Origin of the sequence: Acinetobacter sp. ANC 3832 (genome assembly GCF_002135415.1) — a bacterium.
Taxonomy (GTDB): Bacteria; Pseudomonadota; Gammaproteobacteria; order Pseudomonadales; family Moraxellaceae; genus Acinetobacter.
Genome location: NZ_NEGJ01000013.1, coordinates 25,267 through 43,381 on the forward strand (window position 1 = coordinate 25,267; position 18,115 = coordinate 43,381).

At 36.9% G+C, this 18,115-nt stretch carries 16 protein-coding genes; 8 read left to right on the forward strand and 8 right to left on the reverse strand.

Annotated features, from left to right (window positions below; translation table 11 throughout):
• Positions 1–171: 171 nt before the first annotated feature.
• Both B9T35_RS14980 and B9T35_RS14985 read left to right on the forward strand, forming a co-directional pair.
• The gene (locus B9T35_RS14980; RefSeq protein ID WP_086191901.1) at positions 172–879 is read left to right on the forward strand and encodes an FKBP-type peptidyl-prolyl cis-trans isomerase; all 708 of its coding nucleotides are present in this window, start codon (positions 172–174) and stop codon (positions 877–879) included.
• Between the two features lie 47 nt (positions 880–926).
• Complete coding sequence (locus tag B9T35_RS14985) at positions 927–1,616, forward strand: FKBP-type peptidyl-prolyl cis-trans isomerase (RefSeq protein ID WP_086191902.1); 690 nt, start codon at positions 927–929, stop codon at positions 1,614–1,616.
• Between the two features lie 74 nt (positions 1,617–1,690).
• Here the strand turns inward: B9T35_RS14985 and murJ are convergent, their stop codons facing one another.
• Positions 1,691–3,241 carry a murein biosynthesis integral membrane protein MurJ gene (murJ, locus tag B9T35_RS14990; protein WP_171264296.1) on the reverse strand — a complete coding sequence of 517 codons (1,551 nt, stop codon included), beginning with the start codon at positions 3,239–3,241 and terminating at the stop codon, positions 1,691–1,693.
• Positions 3,242–3,314: 73 nt separating this feature from the next.
• Positions 3,315–3,902: a 1,6-anhydro-N-acetylmuramyl-L-alanine amidase AmpD gene (gene ampD / locus B9T35_RS14995; RefSeq protein ID WP_086191904.1), complete on the reverse strand. Its 588-nt coding sequence runs from the start codon at positions 3,900–3,902 to the stop codon at positions 3,315–3,317.
• A gap of 157 nt (positions 3,903–4,059) precedes the next feature.
• Between ampD and nadC the strand changes: the two genes are divergently transcribed.
• The 3 genes from nadC (at position 4,060) to B9T35_RS15010 (ending at position 8,487) form a co-directional block, all read left to right on the forward strand.
• Positions 4,060–4,905 carry a carboxylating nicotinate-nucleotide diphosphorylase gene (gene nadC / locus B9T35_RS15000; RefSeq protein ID WP_086191905.1) on the forward strand — a complete coding sequence of 282 codons (846 nt, stop codon included), beginning with the start codon at positions 4,060–4,062 and terminating at the stop codon, positions 4,903–4,905.
• A gap of 254 nt (positions 4,906–5,159) precedes the next feature.
• Positions 5,160–6,323 carry a YfaP family protein gene (locus B9T35_RS15005; protein ID WP_086191906.1) on the forward strand — a complete coding sequence of 388 codons (1,164 nt, stop codon included), beginning with the start codon at positions 5,160–5,162 and terminating at the stop codon, positions 6,321–6,323.
• Positions 6,324–6,627: 304 nt separating this feature from the next.
• Positions 6,628–8,487 (forward strand): LTA synthase family protein, encoded by a 1,860-nt coding sequence (locus B9T35_RS15010; protein WP_086191907.1) that lies wholly within the window; start codon positions 6,628–6,630, stop codon positions 8,485–8,487.
• 8 nt (positions 8,488–8,495) lie between these two features.
• Here the strand turns inward: B9T35_RS15010 and B9T35_RS18445 are convergent, their stop codons facing one another.
• From B9T35_RS18445 to B9T35_RS15030, 5 genes are all read right to left on the reverse strand, one after another.
• A complete protein-coding gene (locus B9T35_RS18445; protein WP_171264298.1) occupies positions 8,496–8,666 on the reverse strand; it encodes a hypothetical protein in 171 nt (56 codons plus the stop codon).
• Positions 8,667–8,914: 248 nt separating this feature from the next.
• Positions 8,915–11,083, reverse strand: coding sequence for a phosphocholine-specific phospholipase C (locus B9T35_RS15015; RefSeq protein ID WP_086191908.1), 2,169 nt, complete (start codon positions 11,081–11,083; stop codon positions 8,915–8,917).
• Positions 11,084–11,394: 311 nt separating this feature from the next.
• Positions 11,395–12,111 (reverse strand): ribonuclease PH, encoded by a 717-nt coding sequence (rph, locus tag B9T35_RS15020; RefSeq protein ID WP_086191909.1) that lies wholly within the window; start codon positions 12,109–12,111, stop codon positions 11,395–11,397.
• A gap of 532 nt (positions 12,112–12,643) precedes the next feature.
• Positions 12,644–13,786: a fatty acid desaturase family protein gene (locus B9T35_RS15025; RefSeq protein WP_086191910.1), complete on the reverse strand. Its 1,143-nt coding sequence runs from the start codon at positions 13,784–13,786 to the stop codon at positions 12,644–12,646.
• A gap of 123 nt (positions 13,787–13,909) precedes the next feature.
• The gene (locus B9T35_RS15030) at positions 13,910–14,947 is read right to left on the reverse strand and encodes a ferredoxin reductase (protein WP_086191911.1); all 1,038 of its coding nucleotides are present in this window, start codon (positions 14,945–14,947) and stop codon (positions 13,910–13,912) included.
• 175 nt (positions 14,948–15,122) lie between these two features.
• Between B9T35_RS15030 and B9T35_RS15035 the strand changes: the two genes are divergently transcribed.
• A complete protein-coding gene (locus B9T35_RS15035; protein WP_086191912.1) occupies positions 15,123–15,779 on the forward strand; it encodes a TetR family transcriptional regulator in 657 nt (218 codons plus the stop codon).
• A gap of 102 nt (positions 15,780–15,881) precedes the next feature.
• On the opposite strand, the gene B9T35_RS15040 is transcribed toward B9T35_RS15035, so the two are convergent.
• Positions 15,882–16,496, reverse strand: coding sequence for a thiol:disulfide interchange protein DsbA/DsbL (locus B9T35_RS15040; RefSeq protein ID WP_086191913.1), 615 nt, complete (start codon positions 16,494–16,496; stop codon positions 15,882–15,884).
• Positions 16,497–16,678: 182 nt separating this feature from the next.
• Between B9T35_RS15040 and ubiG the strand changes: the two genes are divergently transcribed.
• The gene (gene ubiG, locus B9T35_RS15045; protein WP_086191914.1) at positions 16,679–17,392 is read left to right on the forward strand and encodes a bifunctional 2-polyprenyl-6-hydroxyphenol methylase/3-demethylubiquinol 3-O-methyltransferase UbiG; all 714 of its coding nucleotides are present in this window, start codon (positions 16,679–16,681) and stop codon (positions 17,390–17,392) included.
• Complete coding sequence (locus tag B9T35_RS15050; RefSeq protein WP_086191915.1) at positions 17,392–18,078, forward strand: HAD family hydrolase; 687 nt, start codon at positions 17,392–17,394, stop codon at positions 18,076–18,078. The genes ubiG and B9T35_RS15050 overlap by 1 nt, the downstream gene beginning before the upstream one ends.
• Positions 18,079–18,115: the final 37 nt, after the last annotated feature.

The following is an 18,115-nucleotide window of genomic DNA, read 5'->3' on the forward strand; positions in this document are numbered from 1 at the left end:
AGATTCAATAAAAAAGCCAGATATCTAATCTGGCTTTTTTATGTGCTTGTATATTTTTAGTTGATTTCATTCAAAAAAGATATCGTTTCTTATATAGACGTTATATGCTTCTGTAGTTAAGCTATGACTATTAAATTAGCTCTTTGAAAGATTAAAAAATTGGGAAATCTTATGAGTAAAGCCTTACCCATCGCTATTGCTGTTCTTCTAGGCGGTGCTGCACTTATTCCTGTTTACTATGCAACACAACACCCTGCTGATGCTACAAGCAGTACAATGACTAAAAATGCAAAACCTGTAGAAAAAATCAGCTATGCTTTAGGTTATGAAGTTGCAAGTCAAACACCTCCAGAAGTGGATGTGAATACTTTCATCACTGGTATTCGTGATGGGCATGCTAAAAAAGCACGTGTTTATACAGATGAAGAATTACAAACAGCCTATGTTGAATTCCAAAAAGAAATGCAACAAAAGCAAGTGACTCAAGCACAAAAAATCGAGTCTAAAAATGGCGATTTCTTAGCTGAAAATGCAAAAAAATCAGGTGTAATTACCACAACATCTGGATTGCAATATAAAGTCACTAAAGAAGGTACAGGTAAACAACCTGCTGCTGATTCGATGGTCACTGTTCACTATAAAGGGCAGTTACAAGATGGCAAAGTATTTGATAGCTCTTATGACCGTGGTCAACCGATTGAGTTTCCATTGAATCAGGTTATTCCTGGTTGGACTGAAGGCTTACAGTTGATGAAAGAAGGCGGAAAAGCAACGCTTTATATTCCTGCTAAATTGGCATATGGCGAACAAGGCGTTCCTGGGACGATTCCTCCAAATAGTACTTTAATTTTTGATGTTGAACTAATTAAAGTGAAATAAAATACTTTAAAGGAGAGCCTATGCTCTCCTTTTTTTGGATCTACATTATGAAAAAAACGTTTCTTTTTACATCACTACTTATTTTAAGTTCAAGTAATTTTGCTGCAACCATTAATAATAAAAGTCCACAGCAAGATCAGCTTGGCTATAGCTATGGTTATGTCATGGGACGAAGTAATGCTGAGACCTTAAAAGACATTAATCTCGATGCATTTATCCAAGGATTAAAGCAAGGTTCGTCAGGTCAAAAAGCAACATTAACCGATGAAGAAATGGCAAAAGCGTTGACTCAATACAAACAAAAAAGTGAAGCGAAACAGCTTGATGAGTTTAAACAAACAGCCATCGAAAATGCCAAAGTAGGTGATGCTTTCTTAGCTGAAAATACTAAAAAAGCAGGGATTGTTACTACAAAATCAGGACTGCAATATCAAGTATTACAAACAGGTCAAGGCAAAACACCAAAATTGACCTCTAAGGTCAAAGTAAATTATGAAGGTCGTTTGTTAAATGGCACCATTTTCGATAGCTCTATCGCACGTAATCAACCGATAGATTTTCAAGTCAATCAAGTGATTCAAGGCTGGACTGAAGGCTTACAGTTAATGCAAGAAGGTGCTAAATATCGCTTCTTTATTCCTGCTAAACTTGCTTATGGTGAAATTGGTTCTGGTGATACTATTGAGCCCAACAGCACGCTTATTTTTGATGTTGAACTGCTTCAAGTTCTGCCATAATTTTTAAAGCTACATAAAAAACATCGCATTTGCGATGTTTTTTATTGGTCAAATTAAATATCAATTCAACTCATTTAATGTTTTAACTGGCGTGGTCTAAAGCCTGATACAAATAAACCCATAACATAGGCAACAACCCCGACAATACACAGCCCTGCCACTTCTAAAATACGAAGCCATTGCGATACTGAACCATCGTACCAAGTTAAAGCATACCAAAGCGCTGCAATCATCGTTAAGTTAGCAATTGCAAATTGTATAAACAATTTTTTCCAATGTGCTCCAAAACGAAAAATATCACGCTTATGCAAGTAGTAATACAACATGCCTGCATTCACTAAAGCCGAACCAGAAGAAGCAATAGCGAGTGCCATATGCTCTGCATGCCAATCAATCAGTTTAAATATGCCAATAAAAATGACGTTTAAAATCGCATTTGCTGCAACAGCCATCAGCCCAACGCGTACAGGTGTTTTGGTATCTTGCATGGCATAAAAACCGGGTGCAAATACTTTAATCAGCATAAATGCTAACACCCCTGCACTCATACACTGTAGAGCCATTGCTGTCATTTCAGTATCACGAACATCAAACTCTCCTCGTTGAAAGAGCGCTTGAATAATTGGCGTTGAAAGCATAAACAAAGCAATACTTGCAGGTACACCCACCAATACGATGACACGCGCTGCCCAATCTAGCATTGCACGAAACTTAATTTGATCATGTTCAGCTTTACGAGCTGATAGCGATGGTAAAATAACGGTACCTATCGCGACACCAATTAAACCCAATGGAAGTTCCGTCATACGTTCAGCACTGTATAACCACGATACTGAACCATCCTGCATGAATGAAGCCCAAATGGTATTTAATAATAAATTGATTTGCGTTACTGAAACACCAAATAAAGCAGGCAGCATCAGTTTTAAAATACGCTCTACACCTTCATGTTTAAAATCAACTTTAGGTGGAATCAGTAATTTTTTACGCCATAGCTCTGGAATTTGAATAGCAAGTTGTAAGACACCCGCAATTACGACCGCCCATCCCAAAGCCATAATCGGTTGAGCCATATGCGGCGCTAACCACCAAGCCCCTGCAATCATCGCTACGTTGAGCAGTACTGGTGCAAAAGCAGGGGTCGAAAATGAACCATAGCTATTTAAAATACTACTGGCAAAAGCAGTCAGTGACATAAACATCAGATATGGAATCGTTAAACGAAACATATCTACAGCAAGGTCATATTTAGCAGGATCAGTATGAAAGCCGGGTGCATAGGCATAAATAATGACTGGGGCTGCAACCATTGCAAATAAAGTCAAGACAGACATGATTGTCAATAAACAACCAAAAACACGGCTAATTAAGATTTGCACTTCATCATGTAATTTTGTGGTTTTGTATTCCGTTAAAATCGGAATAAAGGCTTGAGAAAAAGCCCCTTCTGCAAATAAACGCCGAAAAAAATTGGGAATACGAAATGCGACCACAAACGTATCAAAGTCCTTTCCTGCACCAAAGACATTGAGTAACACCATATCGCGAACAAGACCCAATACACGTGACAACATGGTCATTGCACTGACAATAAAGGTGGATCGCCAAAGCGCCATCGTATTCACCTAGTTTAAATAAAGTCGTTATTGTAATGAAACTTACTTAAAAATTCGTTGTTAAATCATAAATAGATCGTGATTATTTATGCCAGTCCATATTTTGCTTTTTTTGTACCAATAAATCTCTGAAATAAACCCATTGGAAATGTGGTCCCGGATCCGTTTTACGCATTGGTGCAATATCAGAATGCCCTGCTAAATGCGATTCTGTTTTTGGATAAGCCTGTTGCAATGTTGCAACAACCTCAGTTAACACTGAATATTGAACTTCTTCAAAATCAGTATCATCACTGCCTTCAAGTTCTATGCCAATTGAATAATCATTGCATTCATTCTTGGCTAAATAGCTTGATCGCCCTGCATGCCAAGCACGCTGATTAAAATTAACGAATTGCAAAACCTCACCTGTTCGCAAAATCAATAAATGCGTCGAAACTTGCATGCCTTCTATAGTTTGAAAATAAGGATGTACGGACCAATCCAATTGATTTTGAAAAAATTTCTCAATATATCCACCACCAAATTGAGAGGGTGGCAAACTAATATTATGAATCACAATCAGCTGTATTTCTGTATTTTCAGGACGTTGATTATAATTGGGGGATGGAATTTGCCGAGCACCAATGAGCTGTCCATCTAAAACTTGAAACGGTGCTGCTGTATACATATCCAATATCCTAAACTTTTATCTTGTTAGAGCCGAACCCAAATTTCGGAGTGATTGAGTTTACTCCGATCAATGCAAAATAAAAACTTCTCAAAACATTCAGTGACAATGCTAATATAACGCTCAATTTTTAAGGATAAACACGACAGGGATATCCATGAGCATACCTGAATCTTTGCTTGCACAATCTATTCAAATTAATATTCAACAAGCACTACAAGAAGATATCGGCGATGCAGATATCACTGCGTTACTTACGCCTGAAGATGAGCAAGCCACGGCAACCATTATCACTCGCGAAGATATGGTGCTTGCAGGACGACCGTGGGTTGATGCACTCATTACAGCCTATGATCCAACAGTACAAATTACATGGCTTAAAAATGATGGAGATTTTTTACAAGCCAATGAGGTTATTTTCAAACTTGCAGGTTCAGCACGCAGTTTACTCACAGTTGAACGCCCTGCTTTGAATTTTGTACAAACACTCTCTGCGGTTGCCACTAAAACTTCTGAATACGTGAAGCATTTGGATGGTTTAAATACCAAGCTGTTAGATACGCGTAAAACATTGCCTGGATTACGCATTGCGCAAAAATATGCAGTCGCTATTGGTGGTGGACAAAACCATCGCCTTGGTCTATTTGATGCCTTTTTGATTAAAGAAAATCATATTATGGCGGCTGGTGGTATTACTCAAGCTATTGCCAAAGCACATCAAATTGCACCGAATAAGCCTGTAGAAGTTGAAGTTGAAACTTGGGATGAACTGAATCAAGCATTAGAAGCAAAAGCTGATATCGTGATGTTAGATAATTTTAGTCAGCAACAAATGATTGATGCTGTTCAACATGTTGCAGGACGATGCAAACTTGAAGCTTCAGGCAATATTACTTTGGATAATCTGCGTGAAGTTGCAACAACAGGGGTCGATTACATTTCGATGGGTGTTCTGACCAAAGATGTGAAAGCTGTCGATTTATCAATGCGATTTAATGCATAACATAAGACCAAGTAATATTTTGTATGCGTGTTTATAGACTTTTTATTTTTATCCTTGAAGAAAAAAATAAAAGATACGCTGCAAAAGTTATAAGTGAACATAATAAAAATGGCGGAATATTGATTCTGTCTTTTTTATGTCTGACTTTTAAAATGATCATCTGAAATTACATAAACACACTTTTACAAAGCTGACGACATTCGCCTGATCTTTTATACTTTAGGAATTCAAATGATAATAAAGAGAATTCAACAATGAAAAAAATAATATGGCTTGGGACTGCTTTAAGCTTATCCATTTCATCACTGAGTTTTGCTGCACCTTTAGATATTCACGTTTTAAGTGCAACAGTAAAAGATCAGAACATTGCCAATGCGGAAGTAATTTTACAAAAAAATGGTGAAAGATCGGCATCAAATACAACCAATGCACAAGGTCGAACAACAGTAGAAAGTAATGCGAATGATAGTGCTGAAAACTTACTGATCATCAAAAAAGCAGGTTATTCAACCTTGGTGGCAAAATGTCCATGTGATGGAATGACCTATGCACTTAGCCCTGTACTTAAAAATTTAAATAGTATGCGAATTGTACTCAATTGGGGGAAAAATCCTTCAGACCTAGACTCGCATTTAAGTTATAAAAATCAGCATATTTATTGGGATAAAAAACAAGGTTTAAGTGCCAACTTAGATGTCGATGATACTGACTCATATGGTCCTGAAACTGTAACCATCGAAAAGCGTTTAGAAAATCAATATTACGTTTATTCTGTGCATGATTTTTCTGACCGCGAATCACCCGATACAAGAAATTTAGCCAATAGTCAGGCTAAAGTCATGGTTTATGCAGGCGAGTCGTTAATTCGCTCTTATTATGTACCGACTGGGAAAGCAGGAAATTTATGGACAGTGTTCCGTATTTCTCCTGAAGGTGAAATCCAAGATATTAATCAAATTTCAGGTACTCGAGCAGGCGCAGATCGTATTGGTTCAACTGTTTCGACCTACCAAAATCAAGCGACCCGAGTCAATCAAGTTGCCGTTTCAGCAAGTGACCAAGCCCGTGCTAAAACATTAAACCTAAAAGCAGATCAAGCCTATAAAAACAATCAGTTTGAACAAGCCGCAATACTGTATCAGCAATCCATTGATTACAACCCGAATGTCGGACAAACCTATAGTAATTTAGCGGTGAGTTATCAAAAGCTCAATCGTTCTTCTGAAGCGTTATGGGCAAATCAAAAAGCAATTGCTTTAGCAACCAACAACAATACCAAAGCTTATTCTTATTATAATATCGGACGCATTTATGAGAATAATCAAGACTACGCAGAAGCTTTGCGCCATTATCAACAAGCCAACCAATTTAAGCCAAGCCCTGCTTATGATGAAGCGATCCGTCGTGTAACACGCTAAATAAATTACTTGTATAAAGCTCTTAAATTTCCCTTTAAAGAGAAAAAAGTCGTTGTGAATGTTGAGGTAAAATATCCAATACCATCAAAGAGGAATAATTAACATTCCTCTTTAATCAAATATTCTGTGTTTGTTATTCCATATCAAATGTGAGATGCAACATAATAAAAATAAAAGATTTACTTAGATGGAGCATTACCTCTACCAAAGTAAAATTGAATGATTTTTAATCAAATTTCACTTTTAAAAAATACAAAATAAGCCTATAATTTTGCCCCATCCCAAATCATCCTGAATGAAATAAATGAAGACTTTGAAACAACAAGTATTGTTCTTGCTTGTGGCGTTTTTATCTGTATTCGCTTTTTTTCTGTATCAGGAAGATATTACTAAATTTTTTCAGTTAAAAGACATCTACCTAAAACCTCGTTTATATAAGTATGGTTTTTCTGTACTGTTAAACTATGCATTGATTAGCTTATTTTATCTAATTTTAAGAAAAACCTTCGCAACTATTTTATTCAGTCAATTTTTTGTGTTTTTACTGACTTTTATTAACATTCAAAAAGAACAATATCTCTCTGCTAGCTTAGTTCCAAGTGATTTTTTATTGGTGAAAGAAACATTTATTGCTTCCCCTATTTTATTAAAAATCGCTGTTTTTGTTGCGATTACATTATTTATTGCCTTATTTATTTTTATTTATAAGAAAGAAAAATTCGGCCAAAATAAGCTTCTCTTTATAAATGGCTTACTTTCCGTCTCGATTCTCTCATTTTTCGTGACTGCAAATTTTAAAAATAATTTTAGCGAATATTGCTCAACTGCAAGTAAAACCTCAGTATGTCGATATACACAATATTTACCCAATACCCGTGGTGATTGGGTCGGTGACCATCTCACCATTCGAAATCTCGGTTTTTCAACTTTCTTCTTTTCTAAAGCCGTTGATAGTGTAAATACTAAAATTTTTCAAACTGAAAATATTTCTGAAGAAAAAATTCAAACTTTATTTTCAGAAGAAAATGCACCTCTAGCGACTACCTCAAATGATAGTGAAAAAGTAAAAGAGCTTCCTAATATTATTTTTGTGATGAGTGAATCACATTGGGATGCTTCCCAACTTGATAAAAGTATTCCTAAAAATATTACGCCAACCATTAACAATAACCAAGTATCCACTCTACTTTCACCTAGTTTCGGTGGTGGAACAGCCAATGTTGAATTTGAAGTGCTCACTAGTTTAAATACTTTTTTAAATCACAATGAATTGGCTTATGTATCTAAACTGAAAAGACCAACGTACTCATTACCTATGTATTTGAATACTCTGGGTTATGACACCACTGCAATGCATAATAATGGTAAATATTTTTATAATCGTAGTGCAGTCTATCAAAATTTTGGATTCAATCGTTTCACATCCATTGAAAATATGGTGAGTGCAGCTGATCGTAAAAAATTTATTAATCAAGCGGGCTGGGCAAATGATGATTTAATATATAACAGCATTCGTGATCAGCTTAAAAATGTAGATCAACCGCAATTTATTTACGCAATTAGTGTCGAAAATCATCCGATGTATAATGATGATCGCTTTGGTGCAAATAATTTTAAAATTACCAAAGATGGTATTTCTGATACCAGTAAACGTGCTTTAAATACCTATCTGTCTGGTATGCAACGTGCTGATGATAAATTCAAAAACTTAATTGCAGATGTTAAACAACTTAAAAGACCAACAATTATTATTTTCTTTGGTGATCATTTACCTAACTTGCAAAAAGTTTATGATGAATATGGATTTTATGCATCTGAACAAGAAAAAACTGAGAAGAAGGATGTAAAATTCTTTGAAACACCCTTGGCTGTTTGGAGCAATTTCCCATTAGACAAGAAGAATCTGAATGGTCCGTTTATTTCAGCCCACTTCCTTGCTCCAAAAATTCTAGAAGCAGCCCATGTTCCTCTATCGCCTTATTATTCCTTCATCAACAAAGTAAACTCTTGTTATAGTGCTATACATCAGACAGGTATTCATACTCAAAAGAATTGTGCATTTGATCAAGCTCAAATACTAAAACAATATCAAGATATGAATATGGATGTGTTGAATGGAAAAAACTTTAGCTATGCGTTATTGCAAAAACAACGTGAAAGCTAATTAAATATTCAAGAGGATTCGTCTAAATCCTCTTGCTCTTTTTCTTCTTGTTTTTTCACACTTTCCTTATTTTGATCTGGCTTTAATGTTGTGTCTCTTGTTTCTAAATCATCCCGACGTGGATCACTACTCATCAAAATAAATGTAATCATTGCAAATAGAAAAATCAGTATTTTCATTCTTATGCTCAATACTTTAAAATTTTAACCATCCTAAACTGTCGAATTAAGATTTTTTTGAAGATGCTGTATAAAAACGGAGTCTGATTCAGCTTATTTCTGTATCTTCTGAGCTCTTTAGTTAACTTGAAACTTAAGAAAGATCTCACTTGGGCAAAAATTTTGATATACAGTTTTTTATAAGATTTCTAACCACTCCTCAATAAAAATAAGGTGCCTAAGCACCTTATATCGCTTTATATTCAAATTTAAGACTCAATAAACCCCATATATGGATCCGAAATAGAATCCTCATTGGTTTCAATCCGTCCTGCAAAACGACGATTAAAAGTCGGATCATCTGCCATGGTGACTGTAAAATCATACCATCCACCAAACTGAGACATATCCCAACTCAGTTCTTTTTCATTTGTTGCTGTTTCAATATTCCAAGTCTGATTCGGTAAATAAGCATTGGCTTTAACCACTAGCTTTGCTGTTTTCGTTGCATCATTACGGACTTTTAAATAGATCTTTGGATCACAATCTTCGACACAAATCCGAACTTCAGGCAAACTCGCAAGCTGTGCCGATTCGGTTAAATCACCAACAAAACCACGGTGAAATCCATTCGGCCCTAAAACCCATAAATCATACTGTGCATTTTTCGTTGTCCAAATATCATCTAACTGCTTACCTACTTCAACCATATAACGACGTGGCATAGCATCTAAATTTAAGCGGTCATACACATGAAAAACAGCGGCTTGTGTCCCTGTATTTGAAAACATGAGTTTGACAGTTTGAGTTGCAATATCCACTTTAGCACTGGTGTGTAGGATATAAGGCAATGCTCTAGAAGGTCGAATTCCTTGCTCTTGCACAGGAAACTGTTGGCTTAAAGGACGCGAAACTTGTGGCATTGCTGCCTGAGAAACACGAATTGCATCTGCTTGCTCTTTGCTTTTTCGCCCATCTAAACTGGGGAATGCTAATAAGTTTGGAGTTTTAAAATCAAAAGCTGAGGTTAAATCTCCACAAACAGCACGGCGGTACGGACTAATATTGGGTTCTTGAATGCCAAAACGCTGTTCAAGGAAACGAATCACAGAAGTATGATCAAAGACTTGTGAATTGACCCATCCACCACGACTCCATGGTGAAATCACGTACATTGGTACACGAACACCGGGTCCATAGACTCGACCATCAGGTTTAGGCTGAGATTTAGAAGCATCAATGGCTTTATGATCAAAATACTCATAGGAAATTTGAGTATTGGTCAGAGTTGTTTTGCCTTGTAAGCGTCCCGCTGTATCTCGAGATGGAGCACTTGGTGACGGAATATGATCAAAAAACCCATCATTTTCATCAAAATTAACCAAGAAAACAGTTTGGCTCCATAACTCAGGATTATCAGTCAATGCATTTAGAACTTCCTGAATGTACCAAGCACCTTGTACAGGGCTTGATGGTCCCGGATGTTCGCTATACGTTGCAGGAGCGACAATCCAACTTACCTCTGGTAATTTACCCTGTGCAATATCACTTTTAAGTGTTCCTAAAAAACCACCATCAGGCATCGTATTGGCAATACCTTTATACAAAGGTTGAGTTGCATCAATTTTTTCATCATAAGCAGGACAAACGATTGCATTGTTACTCACAGGTTGTCCAGATAGCTCATTGGCACGTCGATATTGCTTAAAGCCAGCAAGTGGATTGTCTGTAAAATTATCAGGCATGCTTTGGTACACTTTCCATGTCACACCTGCTTGTTGCAGTCTTTCAGGATAAGTCATCCAATCATAGCCTGCCGAAGAAGGACCAATATCATCAAATTCATTCACTACACTTGCAACGCCTGCACCTGTTGGTCCATTGGTTCCCGTCCAAATAAAGGTTCGATTCGGATTAGTACCTGCATGCATCGCGCAGTGGTAGGCATCACAAATGGTAAAGGCATTGGCTAAAGCGAACTGAAATTCAACTTCTTGTTTTTTATAATAACCCATCGATTGTGGCTGTTTATATTTAACCCAGCTCCCCATTCGACCTGCATCCCATGCAGATTGACCATCTGACCATGAATGTGGTGTACCACTCACACGTTGCGCATTTCCAAGCGTACTGTCTAAATGATAGGGCAAAACTTTATTATTATTTGCATCATATTGCTCCCAAACTTTACGCCCATTGGCTAAGGGAATAGTAAAGCGATCACCGAAACCACGTACACCTTTTAAAGTACCAAAATAGTTATCAAAAGATCGATTTTCTTGCGTCAAAATCACAACATGTTTCACATCTTTAATCGTACCTGTATCCATTTTGGCATTTATCGCAAGAGCTTTTTGAATACTTAAAGGAAAACTGGCTAAAGCTGCTGTTCCAAACATCGTTTTTGTTGAGTTGAGTAAAAATTCACGACGGTTCATTGTTCTCTCCTTTTTATTTTTATTTATGGCGCGCAATGTATTTTGCAGTTTGATGTTGGCGGATTTGGGGTTGCACTATTATTGTCATCATTATTGTTGTCATTACATGCGCTAAGTAACAAGCCACTGCTGATTATGAAACTAAGTAATAAAAGTCGCATCGTCCGATCCATGAATTAAAGAAGCTCATAGTCAATACAATTCCAATGACACTTTAGTGATCATTTAATTTCAATTTCATTACTTTGTTGAATTAGGCATAAAAAACGCATCCGAAGATGCGCTTTAAAAACAGAGAATGGTTTAGATGATTACCAACCCAAAGCTTCTTGCTGTTTTTTCACTAATTCTTGAATGCCTTTTTCAGCAAGTTCAAGCATTTCATTGCATTGTGCACGAGTAAATGGTTTGTCTTCCGCAGTTCCTTGAATTTCGATAAATTCGCCTGCTTGCGTCATCACTACATTCAAATCTGTTTGGCAGTTTGAATCTTCTTCATAGCATAGATCAAGTAATGCTTCATCTTGATACATGCCCACAGAAACTGCAGCAACGAGACCTTTAAGTGGGTCTTGTTTAATTTTTTTCTGCTCAAGAAGAACATTCATTGCATCAATTAATGCAACTGCTGCACCTGTAATGGCTGCAGTACGTGTACCACCATCTGCTTGAATGACATCACAGTCGATATTGATGGTATTTTCACCCAATTTTTTCAAATCTACCATAGCACGTAAACTACGGCCAATTAAACGTTGGATTTCTTGAGTACGACCACTTTGTTTACCACGAGCAGCTTCACGATCACTACGGGTATGTGTAGAACGTGGCAACATACCATATTCAGCAGTCACCCAGCCTTGACCTTTGCCTTTCAAAAAGCGTGGTACAGAATTGTCGATACTTGCAGTACAAAGGACTTTAGTATGACCAAATTCAACCAATACTGAACCTTCCGCATAACGCGTATAGTTACGGGTAATTTTAACATCACGTAATTGATCTAATGTTCGTTGGTCGATACGCATAGTTCATCCTTAGAATGGCTTAAATTGATTGCGCATGATTATAGCAGAAGCAAGTGAGATGGTTTAGTTACAACTTGGTGGTTTTTCAAGCTGACTGATAAATACTCTATTTTTACTTTGGATCTTTAGTAAAAGATTTGATTATGATGACTTTCTTTGATTTAAATATCTTTATTCGAGAAAAATTAATACTAAAAAGAAATATAGTTTTTGCAAAACCTCCAATCTTATTTACATCAATAGATGATACAAAAATGGATACATTTTTAAAAAATTTAAATTATGGATGTATATATCAAATATAAAATGGATCTTTGATATTTCATGGTTGGTTGTTGGAGGAATATCCTTTTATTTTAAATAGTCATTAACATCGCCTACGATATACGAAATGTTCTTCATAAATATCAATAAAGTGTGAGTATATAAAAACCTAATTTAAAAAACTAGGCTTTTTATAAATTCTATACATGCCATACTTAATTTTTAAGCATATTCACCAACTAAAACAAATCATACCTTTAACGATTATCTATGCAAAAATTCCTTTCACTTTCTGTAAAGACTTCGTCAGTGTATGTGCCATATTATTTGGTAAAGAGCATTTTGCTAAACGTACCCACACACTTCCGAACTGCTCTAAGAAATTCGCTTCATTGTAATTAATACCATACTCAGCACATAACGCTTTAATCTTCGGTGCAACTTCTGAATAACGATTTGCTGGCATATCTGGGAATAAATGATGCTCAATTTGATGGCTCAAATTACCACTTAAAATATGCAACCAATCTGTTCCAGTAAAATTACTCGATCCGCGAATTTGACGTAAATACCACTCTGCACGCGTTTCATTTTCAACATTATCTGCTTCAAAAGTTTCAGCATCTTCAGTGAAGTGACCATTAAAAATCACAGCAGAAGACCATAAGCTCCGAATAACATTGGCAATCGCATTTCCTGCAAAAACAGGTAAAGCATTTGGCCCAGAAATTACTGGAAAGAAAACATAATCTTTCAAAATTTGACGGCGCGCTTTTTTACGGAATTTCGTTGCATCTGCCCACACTTGCTTCCACGTTTTAGTTTTATAAATCAGCGCATCTTCTAAATGCAAATTTTGCAGACCCACATACCATTCAAAAAATACCATCAATTGAATCGCTAAAGGAATATTGAATAAAAAGCGTGGTTCCCATTTTTGTGATTCACTGACACGTAATAAGCCATAACCAACATCATGATCTTTACCGACAATATTGGTATACGTGTGATGCACATAGTTATGCGTATATTTCCAGTCATCCCCTGTTGACATGGTATCCCAATCGTAATTTGCACCATTCAAACTGGGATCATTCAACCAATCAAACTGACCATGCATCACGTTGTGACCAAGTTCCATATTTTCCACGATTTTGGAAATCCCCAGTAGGCCTGTACCGACGACCCATACAGGTGGAATCCAACCACCGAACATCAACATGCCACGAGATGCAATTTCGCTATAACGAACAAAATTTCGAATTTTATAAATGTATTTTGCATCTTGTTCGCCCAAACTCTCCATCACTTCACGACGGATTTCTTCTACACGGCGACCAAACTCAGCCGTTTGTTCAGGGTTTAAATGTTTTGATTTACTATTTACTGGGAAATTAACGGTCATGTTCATTGTTTTTCTCCTCAACGATTCATCTGTATGTGTGAATCATTTTCCGAATTTGGTGTGCACGATTCCTGAGTCTGATTGTGGGAAAAGACCAAAAAAACGTGTATTCATAAAGTGTCAGGTTATTTATAAATTAATAACTACAGGGCTAATGGCTTGGCTGATACATAACTTAATCTGAGTATTGGCATCGTGATTAATTTCACCTGTCAGTATGTTCTTGGTTGAGCCACTCACCTTGGTACACGTACAGGTATTACACATTCCCATACGGCAACCATGTGTTGGCCTTAAACCTACCTGCTCTGCGCTTTCCAGTAAGTTAGTTTTGGCTTCAAATTCCTGTTGTGAACGTAGAAAGGTAACGGGTTGAGCTTCCAAACTTTCATCCACAACCACTTGGAAATATTCCTGTTTTAACTTTGCAGTGATGTCTAAATCTGTATACAGTTGATTCAAACTTTGCATCATGCTGCTTGCACCACAGGCATAGCTTTGGCGTTGCTGAAAATCTGGAACCAAGTGCGCTAACAACTCAGTGGTCAAATGCTGTTTCTGTTGGGTAGTATTGATATGGTGATACTGAAATTGTGGATATTGCTGTGCCAATAATTCAATATCAGTATGAAAAGCATCATCTCGAGTGAAATAGATTAAATCAATATTTTGACTACTTTGTGACAACGATCCATCAGCCAAAGCTTGTTGTAATAAAGCATAAATTGCTGTGATACCACTACCAGAAGCAATCAATAGCATTGGCTCTTTTGCATTGACTAAAACAAACTCCCCTTGAGTTTGTGATAGTTCAACAATACGACCAAACGCCATCTGCGTAATGACATTGGATACCTTACCTTGTTGTTTCACAGCAATAATAATGTCGCCATTGCTTAATAATTTCACAATGGAATAACTACGTTGCTGACGTACACCTTCAACATCGACAGTAACCAGAATACTCTGCCCTGCTTGAAACTGTTGATGGTTAAAATTACGATTTGGTCGTAATTGAATTTGATAGAAGTCTGAACTCAAAGCTCTGGTCTTCACCACAGAGGCTTTTACTTTTTTCCAAGCCCAAATCGGATTGATTTTCTCAGCGATAAAATCGACAAAATCTTCACGTACCCATTCTGGCTGATACTGCATATAGCTACTCATGTTGCGTTCCTCTTTGTGCTTGCTATTTATTGAGTGAACATATGTTCTTTTAGTGAACACTTGTACACTATACGCATTTTTTATACTCAGTCAACAACCGTTCACTGACATTCGTCGTTTAATTTTGAGTGTTTTTTGATAGACTCATCACAACTCATTTAACTTAGGTAACAGAATGTCGATTCGTGATGAACGTAAACAACAAAGTCGCCAAGCATTATTGGATGCTGCTTTACGTTTAAGTACGTCTGGTCGTTCTTTTTCCAGTATCAGCCTGCGTGAAATTGCACGTGAGGTCGGTTTAGTACCCACTGCCTTCTATCGCCATTTTCAAGATATGGATGAATTAGGCAGAGAGTTGGTTGATCAAGTGGCTTTGCATCTTAAAAATATTTTGCATCAATTGGGGCAAAGATATTTAAGCCACCCCAATACTTCAACCAAAACCAGTATCGATTTATTCTTTGCTTCAGTGGATCAAAACTCTGAACCGTGGATTTTTATGATTGCAGAGCGTTGGGGTGGAGCTGAAGTTGTACGCCAAGCCATCTCTAGAGAAATAGAATATCTGAATGAAGACTTGGTGAATGATTTAGAAAAGCTCGAAAGTGTGCAACATTTCCAAGATCAAAGTGATTTAAAAGTGCTGTCTAATATTTTAATTAATCTGTCTTTGACTTGGGCAATGTCTTGGATTAGCTTATTACGCCAACCGCCAAGTATTGAGCTCGAACTTGAAAAAATGGTTCTCAAAAACCAAACCGTAACTCAAGTTCAATTAATTTTTAGAGGAATTTCAAACTGGGAAAGACCTCAAACCGAAGCCAATTAAAAATAAATATTTAGCCTAAATGATTCATAAACTCGTTATGTAAGAAGCCTAATCATAAGATTAAAAAAACCCGCAATTGCGGGGTTTTTTAATCACAGCAGATTATTTACCTGTACGTTCTTTATTAATTAGGTAATCAACCACTTGAGTCACTTTACCATCTTCACCTTGCACTACATATTTACCATTCACGACAACAGCAGGAACGCCTGTTAATTGGTATTGTTGAGCCAATTTATTTGATTCTGCAACTTTCGCAGTAATGGCAAATGAATTATATAAGCTATTAAATTTCGCTTCAGGTACACCATACTTAGTAAAGAATTTTGCTTGAGATGCTTGGTCAAAAATTTGTTGACCACTTTGCACAGCATGGAATAAAGGAATATGCGTTTTCTTACGTACGCCTAATGCTTCAGAAATATAATAGCCACGTGCATTTTGTTCCCACATTTTGTTCATTGCTGCTGGAGTACGAACAAAGCGAACATCACTTGGAATTTTCTTCAACCAAGTTTGCATATAAGGTTCTAATTTAAAGCAGTGTGGGCAGCCATACCAAAAGAACTCACGTACTTCTATCTTGCCTGGTACTTCAACTTTCCCTGGGTTTTGAACAACGGTATAGTCTTTTCCTGCAACAAAATCTGCAGCCATTGCATGTGCTGAAAATGCCATAACCATTGCAGTCATGCCACCCAAAATAAATTTTTTCATTGCGTTTTTTGTCCTCTCAGTCATTTTGTATAGCTTATTCACTAACTATAAAACAAATATGGGAAAATCGTTTTCCTTCTGTGAACTTTTTTACACGTTTTATCGCTTTTTTCAGAATTATGGTTACACTAACATAGCAAGACTTAATTTTTGATTAAAACAAATGATTCAGAGGTGGCACCATGTCGCAACTTAATGTTGACCCACAAGAAATTGCAAAATTCGAAGCACTTGCAGCCTTATGGTGGGATCAGCACTCTGAATTTCGCCCACTTCATCAAATTAATCCATTGCGTTTAAACTGGATAGATGAACATTCGGGTGGCTTATCAGGTAAAAAAATTCTAGATGTCGGCTGTGGTGGCGGTATTTTGTCTGAAAGTATGGCACGCCGTGGTGCAGACGTTTTAGGCATCGATATGGGTGCAGCGCCTTTAAATGTTGCTCGTTTACATGCAGAACAAGAAAATGTGAGCAATATTGAGTATCGTCAAATACCTGTAGAACAGCTTGCAGAAGAACAAGCGGGACAATACGACATCGTGACCTGCATGGAAATGCTGGAACATGTACCAGATCCAGCTTCAATTATTCAAGCTTGCCAAAAATTAGTGAAACCAGGTGGTCAGGTCTTCTTCTCGACCATTAACCGCAATCCTAAAGCCTATTTATTTGCGATTATTGGTGCAGAATATGTGCTTCGCTTATTAAAAAAAGGCACACATGATTATCATAAATTTATTAAACCTTCTGAACTTGCACATGATATTCGCAGTGCAGGTCTAAAAATGAAAGATATGACTGGCTTACATTATAATCCACTGACTAAACATTACTGGCTTGCACCGAATGTTGATGTCAATTACATGGTTTATACCGTAAATGAAGGTGTGTAATGAAAGCGGTATTGTTTGATCTTGATGGTACTTTAATTGATACAGCAGCCGATTTTATTCGCATTATTCAAGAGATGTGTCGTGAAGAAGGTCGTGCAATTGTGGATGCGGATTTAATTCGTACACAAGTATCAGAAGGTGCACGTGCAATGGTGAAACTGGTCTATCCTGAATTGGATGTTGAAGACCCTGTTTTCCTTGCACATCGTCAGCGTTTTTTAGATATCTATGGTGCTGATATTGCTGTAGATACAGATCTTTTTGCAGGCATGTATCCGCTACTTGAAGATTTAGAAGCGCATGCTATTCCATGGGGAATTGTCACCAATAAACCACGTTGGCTCAGTGAGTCTTTACTGAAAGCATTGAATTTGACTGAACGTTGTGCGGTTTTAGTATGCCCAGAAGATGTCAGTAAAACCAAGCCTGACCCTGAACCAATGTATCTCGCAGCAAAGCAGATTCACATTCAGCCTGAACAATGCATCTATGTCGGTGATCATCCCCGAGATATCGATGCAGGTCGTTATGCCAATATGTATAGCATCCTTGCAGCTTACGGTTATTTACCATTGCAACACAAAGATGACTTAAACGCATGGCAAGCAGACTGTATAGTAAACAATGTCGTTGAATTACATCAGGTCATTAATAAATTGGTTCATATTCAACAAGCCACCATTTGAAGATAGATTATTTAAAAATCATAACAATTATAGGAGG

What these genes read in the sequence shown, in the direction of transcription:
- B9T35_RS18445 (WP_171264298.1), bottom strand. Translation starts at nt 8,666, where the DNA reads ATGAAAATACTGATTTTTCTATTTGCAATGATTACATTTATTTTGATG.
- ubiG (WP_086191914.1), top strand. Translation starts at nt 16,679, where the DNA reads ATGTCGCAACTTAATGTTGACCCACAAGAAATTGCAAAATTCGAAGCA.
- B9T35_RS14980 (WP_086191901.1), top strand. Translation starts at nt 172, where the DNA reads ATGAGTAAAGCCTTACCCATCGCTATTGCTGTTCTTCTAGGCGGTGCT.
- B9T35_RS15010 (WP_086191907.1), top strand. Translation starts at nt 6,628, where the DNA reads ATGAAGACTTTGAAACAACAAGTATTGTTCTTGCTTGTGGCGTTTTTA.
- B9T35_RS15030 (WP_086191911.1), bottom strand. Translation starts at nt 14,947, where the DNA reads ATGAGTAGCTATATGCAGTATCAGCCAGAATGGGTACGTGAAGATTTT.
- B9T35_RS15015 (WP_086191908.1), bottom strand. Translation starts at nt 11,083, where the DNA reads ATGAACCGTCGTGAATTTTTACTCAACTCAACAAAAACGATGTTTGGA.
- B9T35_RS14985 (WP_086191902.1), top strand. Translation starts at nt 927, where the DNA reads ATGAAAAAAACGTTTCTTTTTACATCACTACTTATTTTAAGTTCAAGT.
- B9T35_RS15040 (WP_086191913.1), bottom strand. Translation starts at nt 16,496, where the DNA reads ATGAAAAAATTTATTTTGGGTGGCATGACTGCAATGGTTATGGCATTT.
- rph (WP_086191909.1), bottom strand. Translation starts at nt 12,111, where the DNA reads ATGCGTATCGACCAACGAACATTAGATCAATTACGTGATGTTAAAATT.
- B9T35_RS15035 (WP_086191912.1), top strand. Translation starts at nt 15,123, where the DNA reads ATGTCGATTCGTGATGAACGTAAACAACAAAGTCGCCAAGCATTATTG.
- B9T35_RS15025 (WP_086191910.1), bottom strand. Translation starts at nt 13,786, where the DNA reads ATGAACATGACCGTTAATTTCCCAGTAAATAGTAAATCAAAACATTTA.
- B9T35_RS15050 (WP_086191915.1), top strand. Translation starts at nt 17,392, where the DNA reads ATGAAAGCGGTATTGTTTGATCTTGATGGTACTTTAATTGATACAGCA.
- nadC (WP_086191905.1), top strand. Translation starts at nt 4,060, where the DNA reads ATGAGCATACCTGAATCTTTGCTTGCACAATCTATTCAAATTAATATT.
- ampD (WP_086191904.1), bottom strand. Translation starts at nt 3,902, where the DNA reads ATGTATACAGCAGCACCGTTTCAAGTTTTAGATGGACAGCTCATTGGT.
- B9T35_RS15005 (WP_086191906.1), top strand. Translation starts at nt 5,160, where the DNA reads ATGAAAAAAATAATATGGCTTGGGACTGCTTTAAGCTTATCCATTTCA.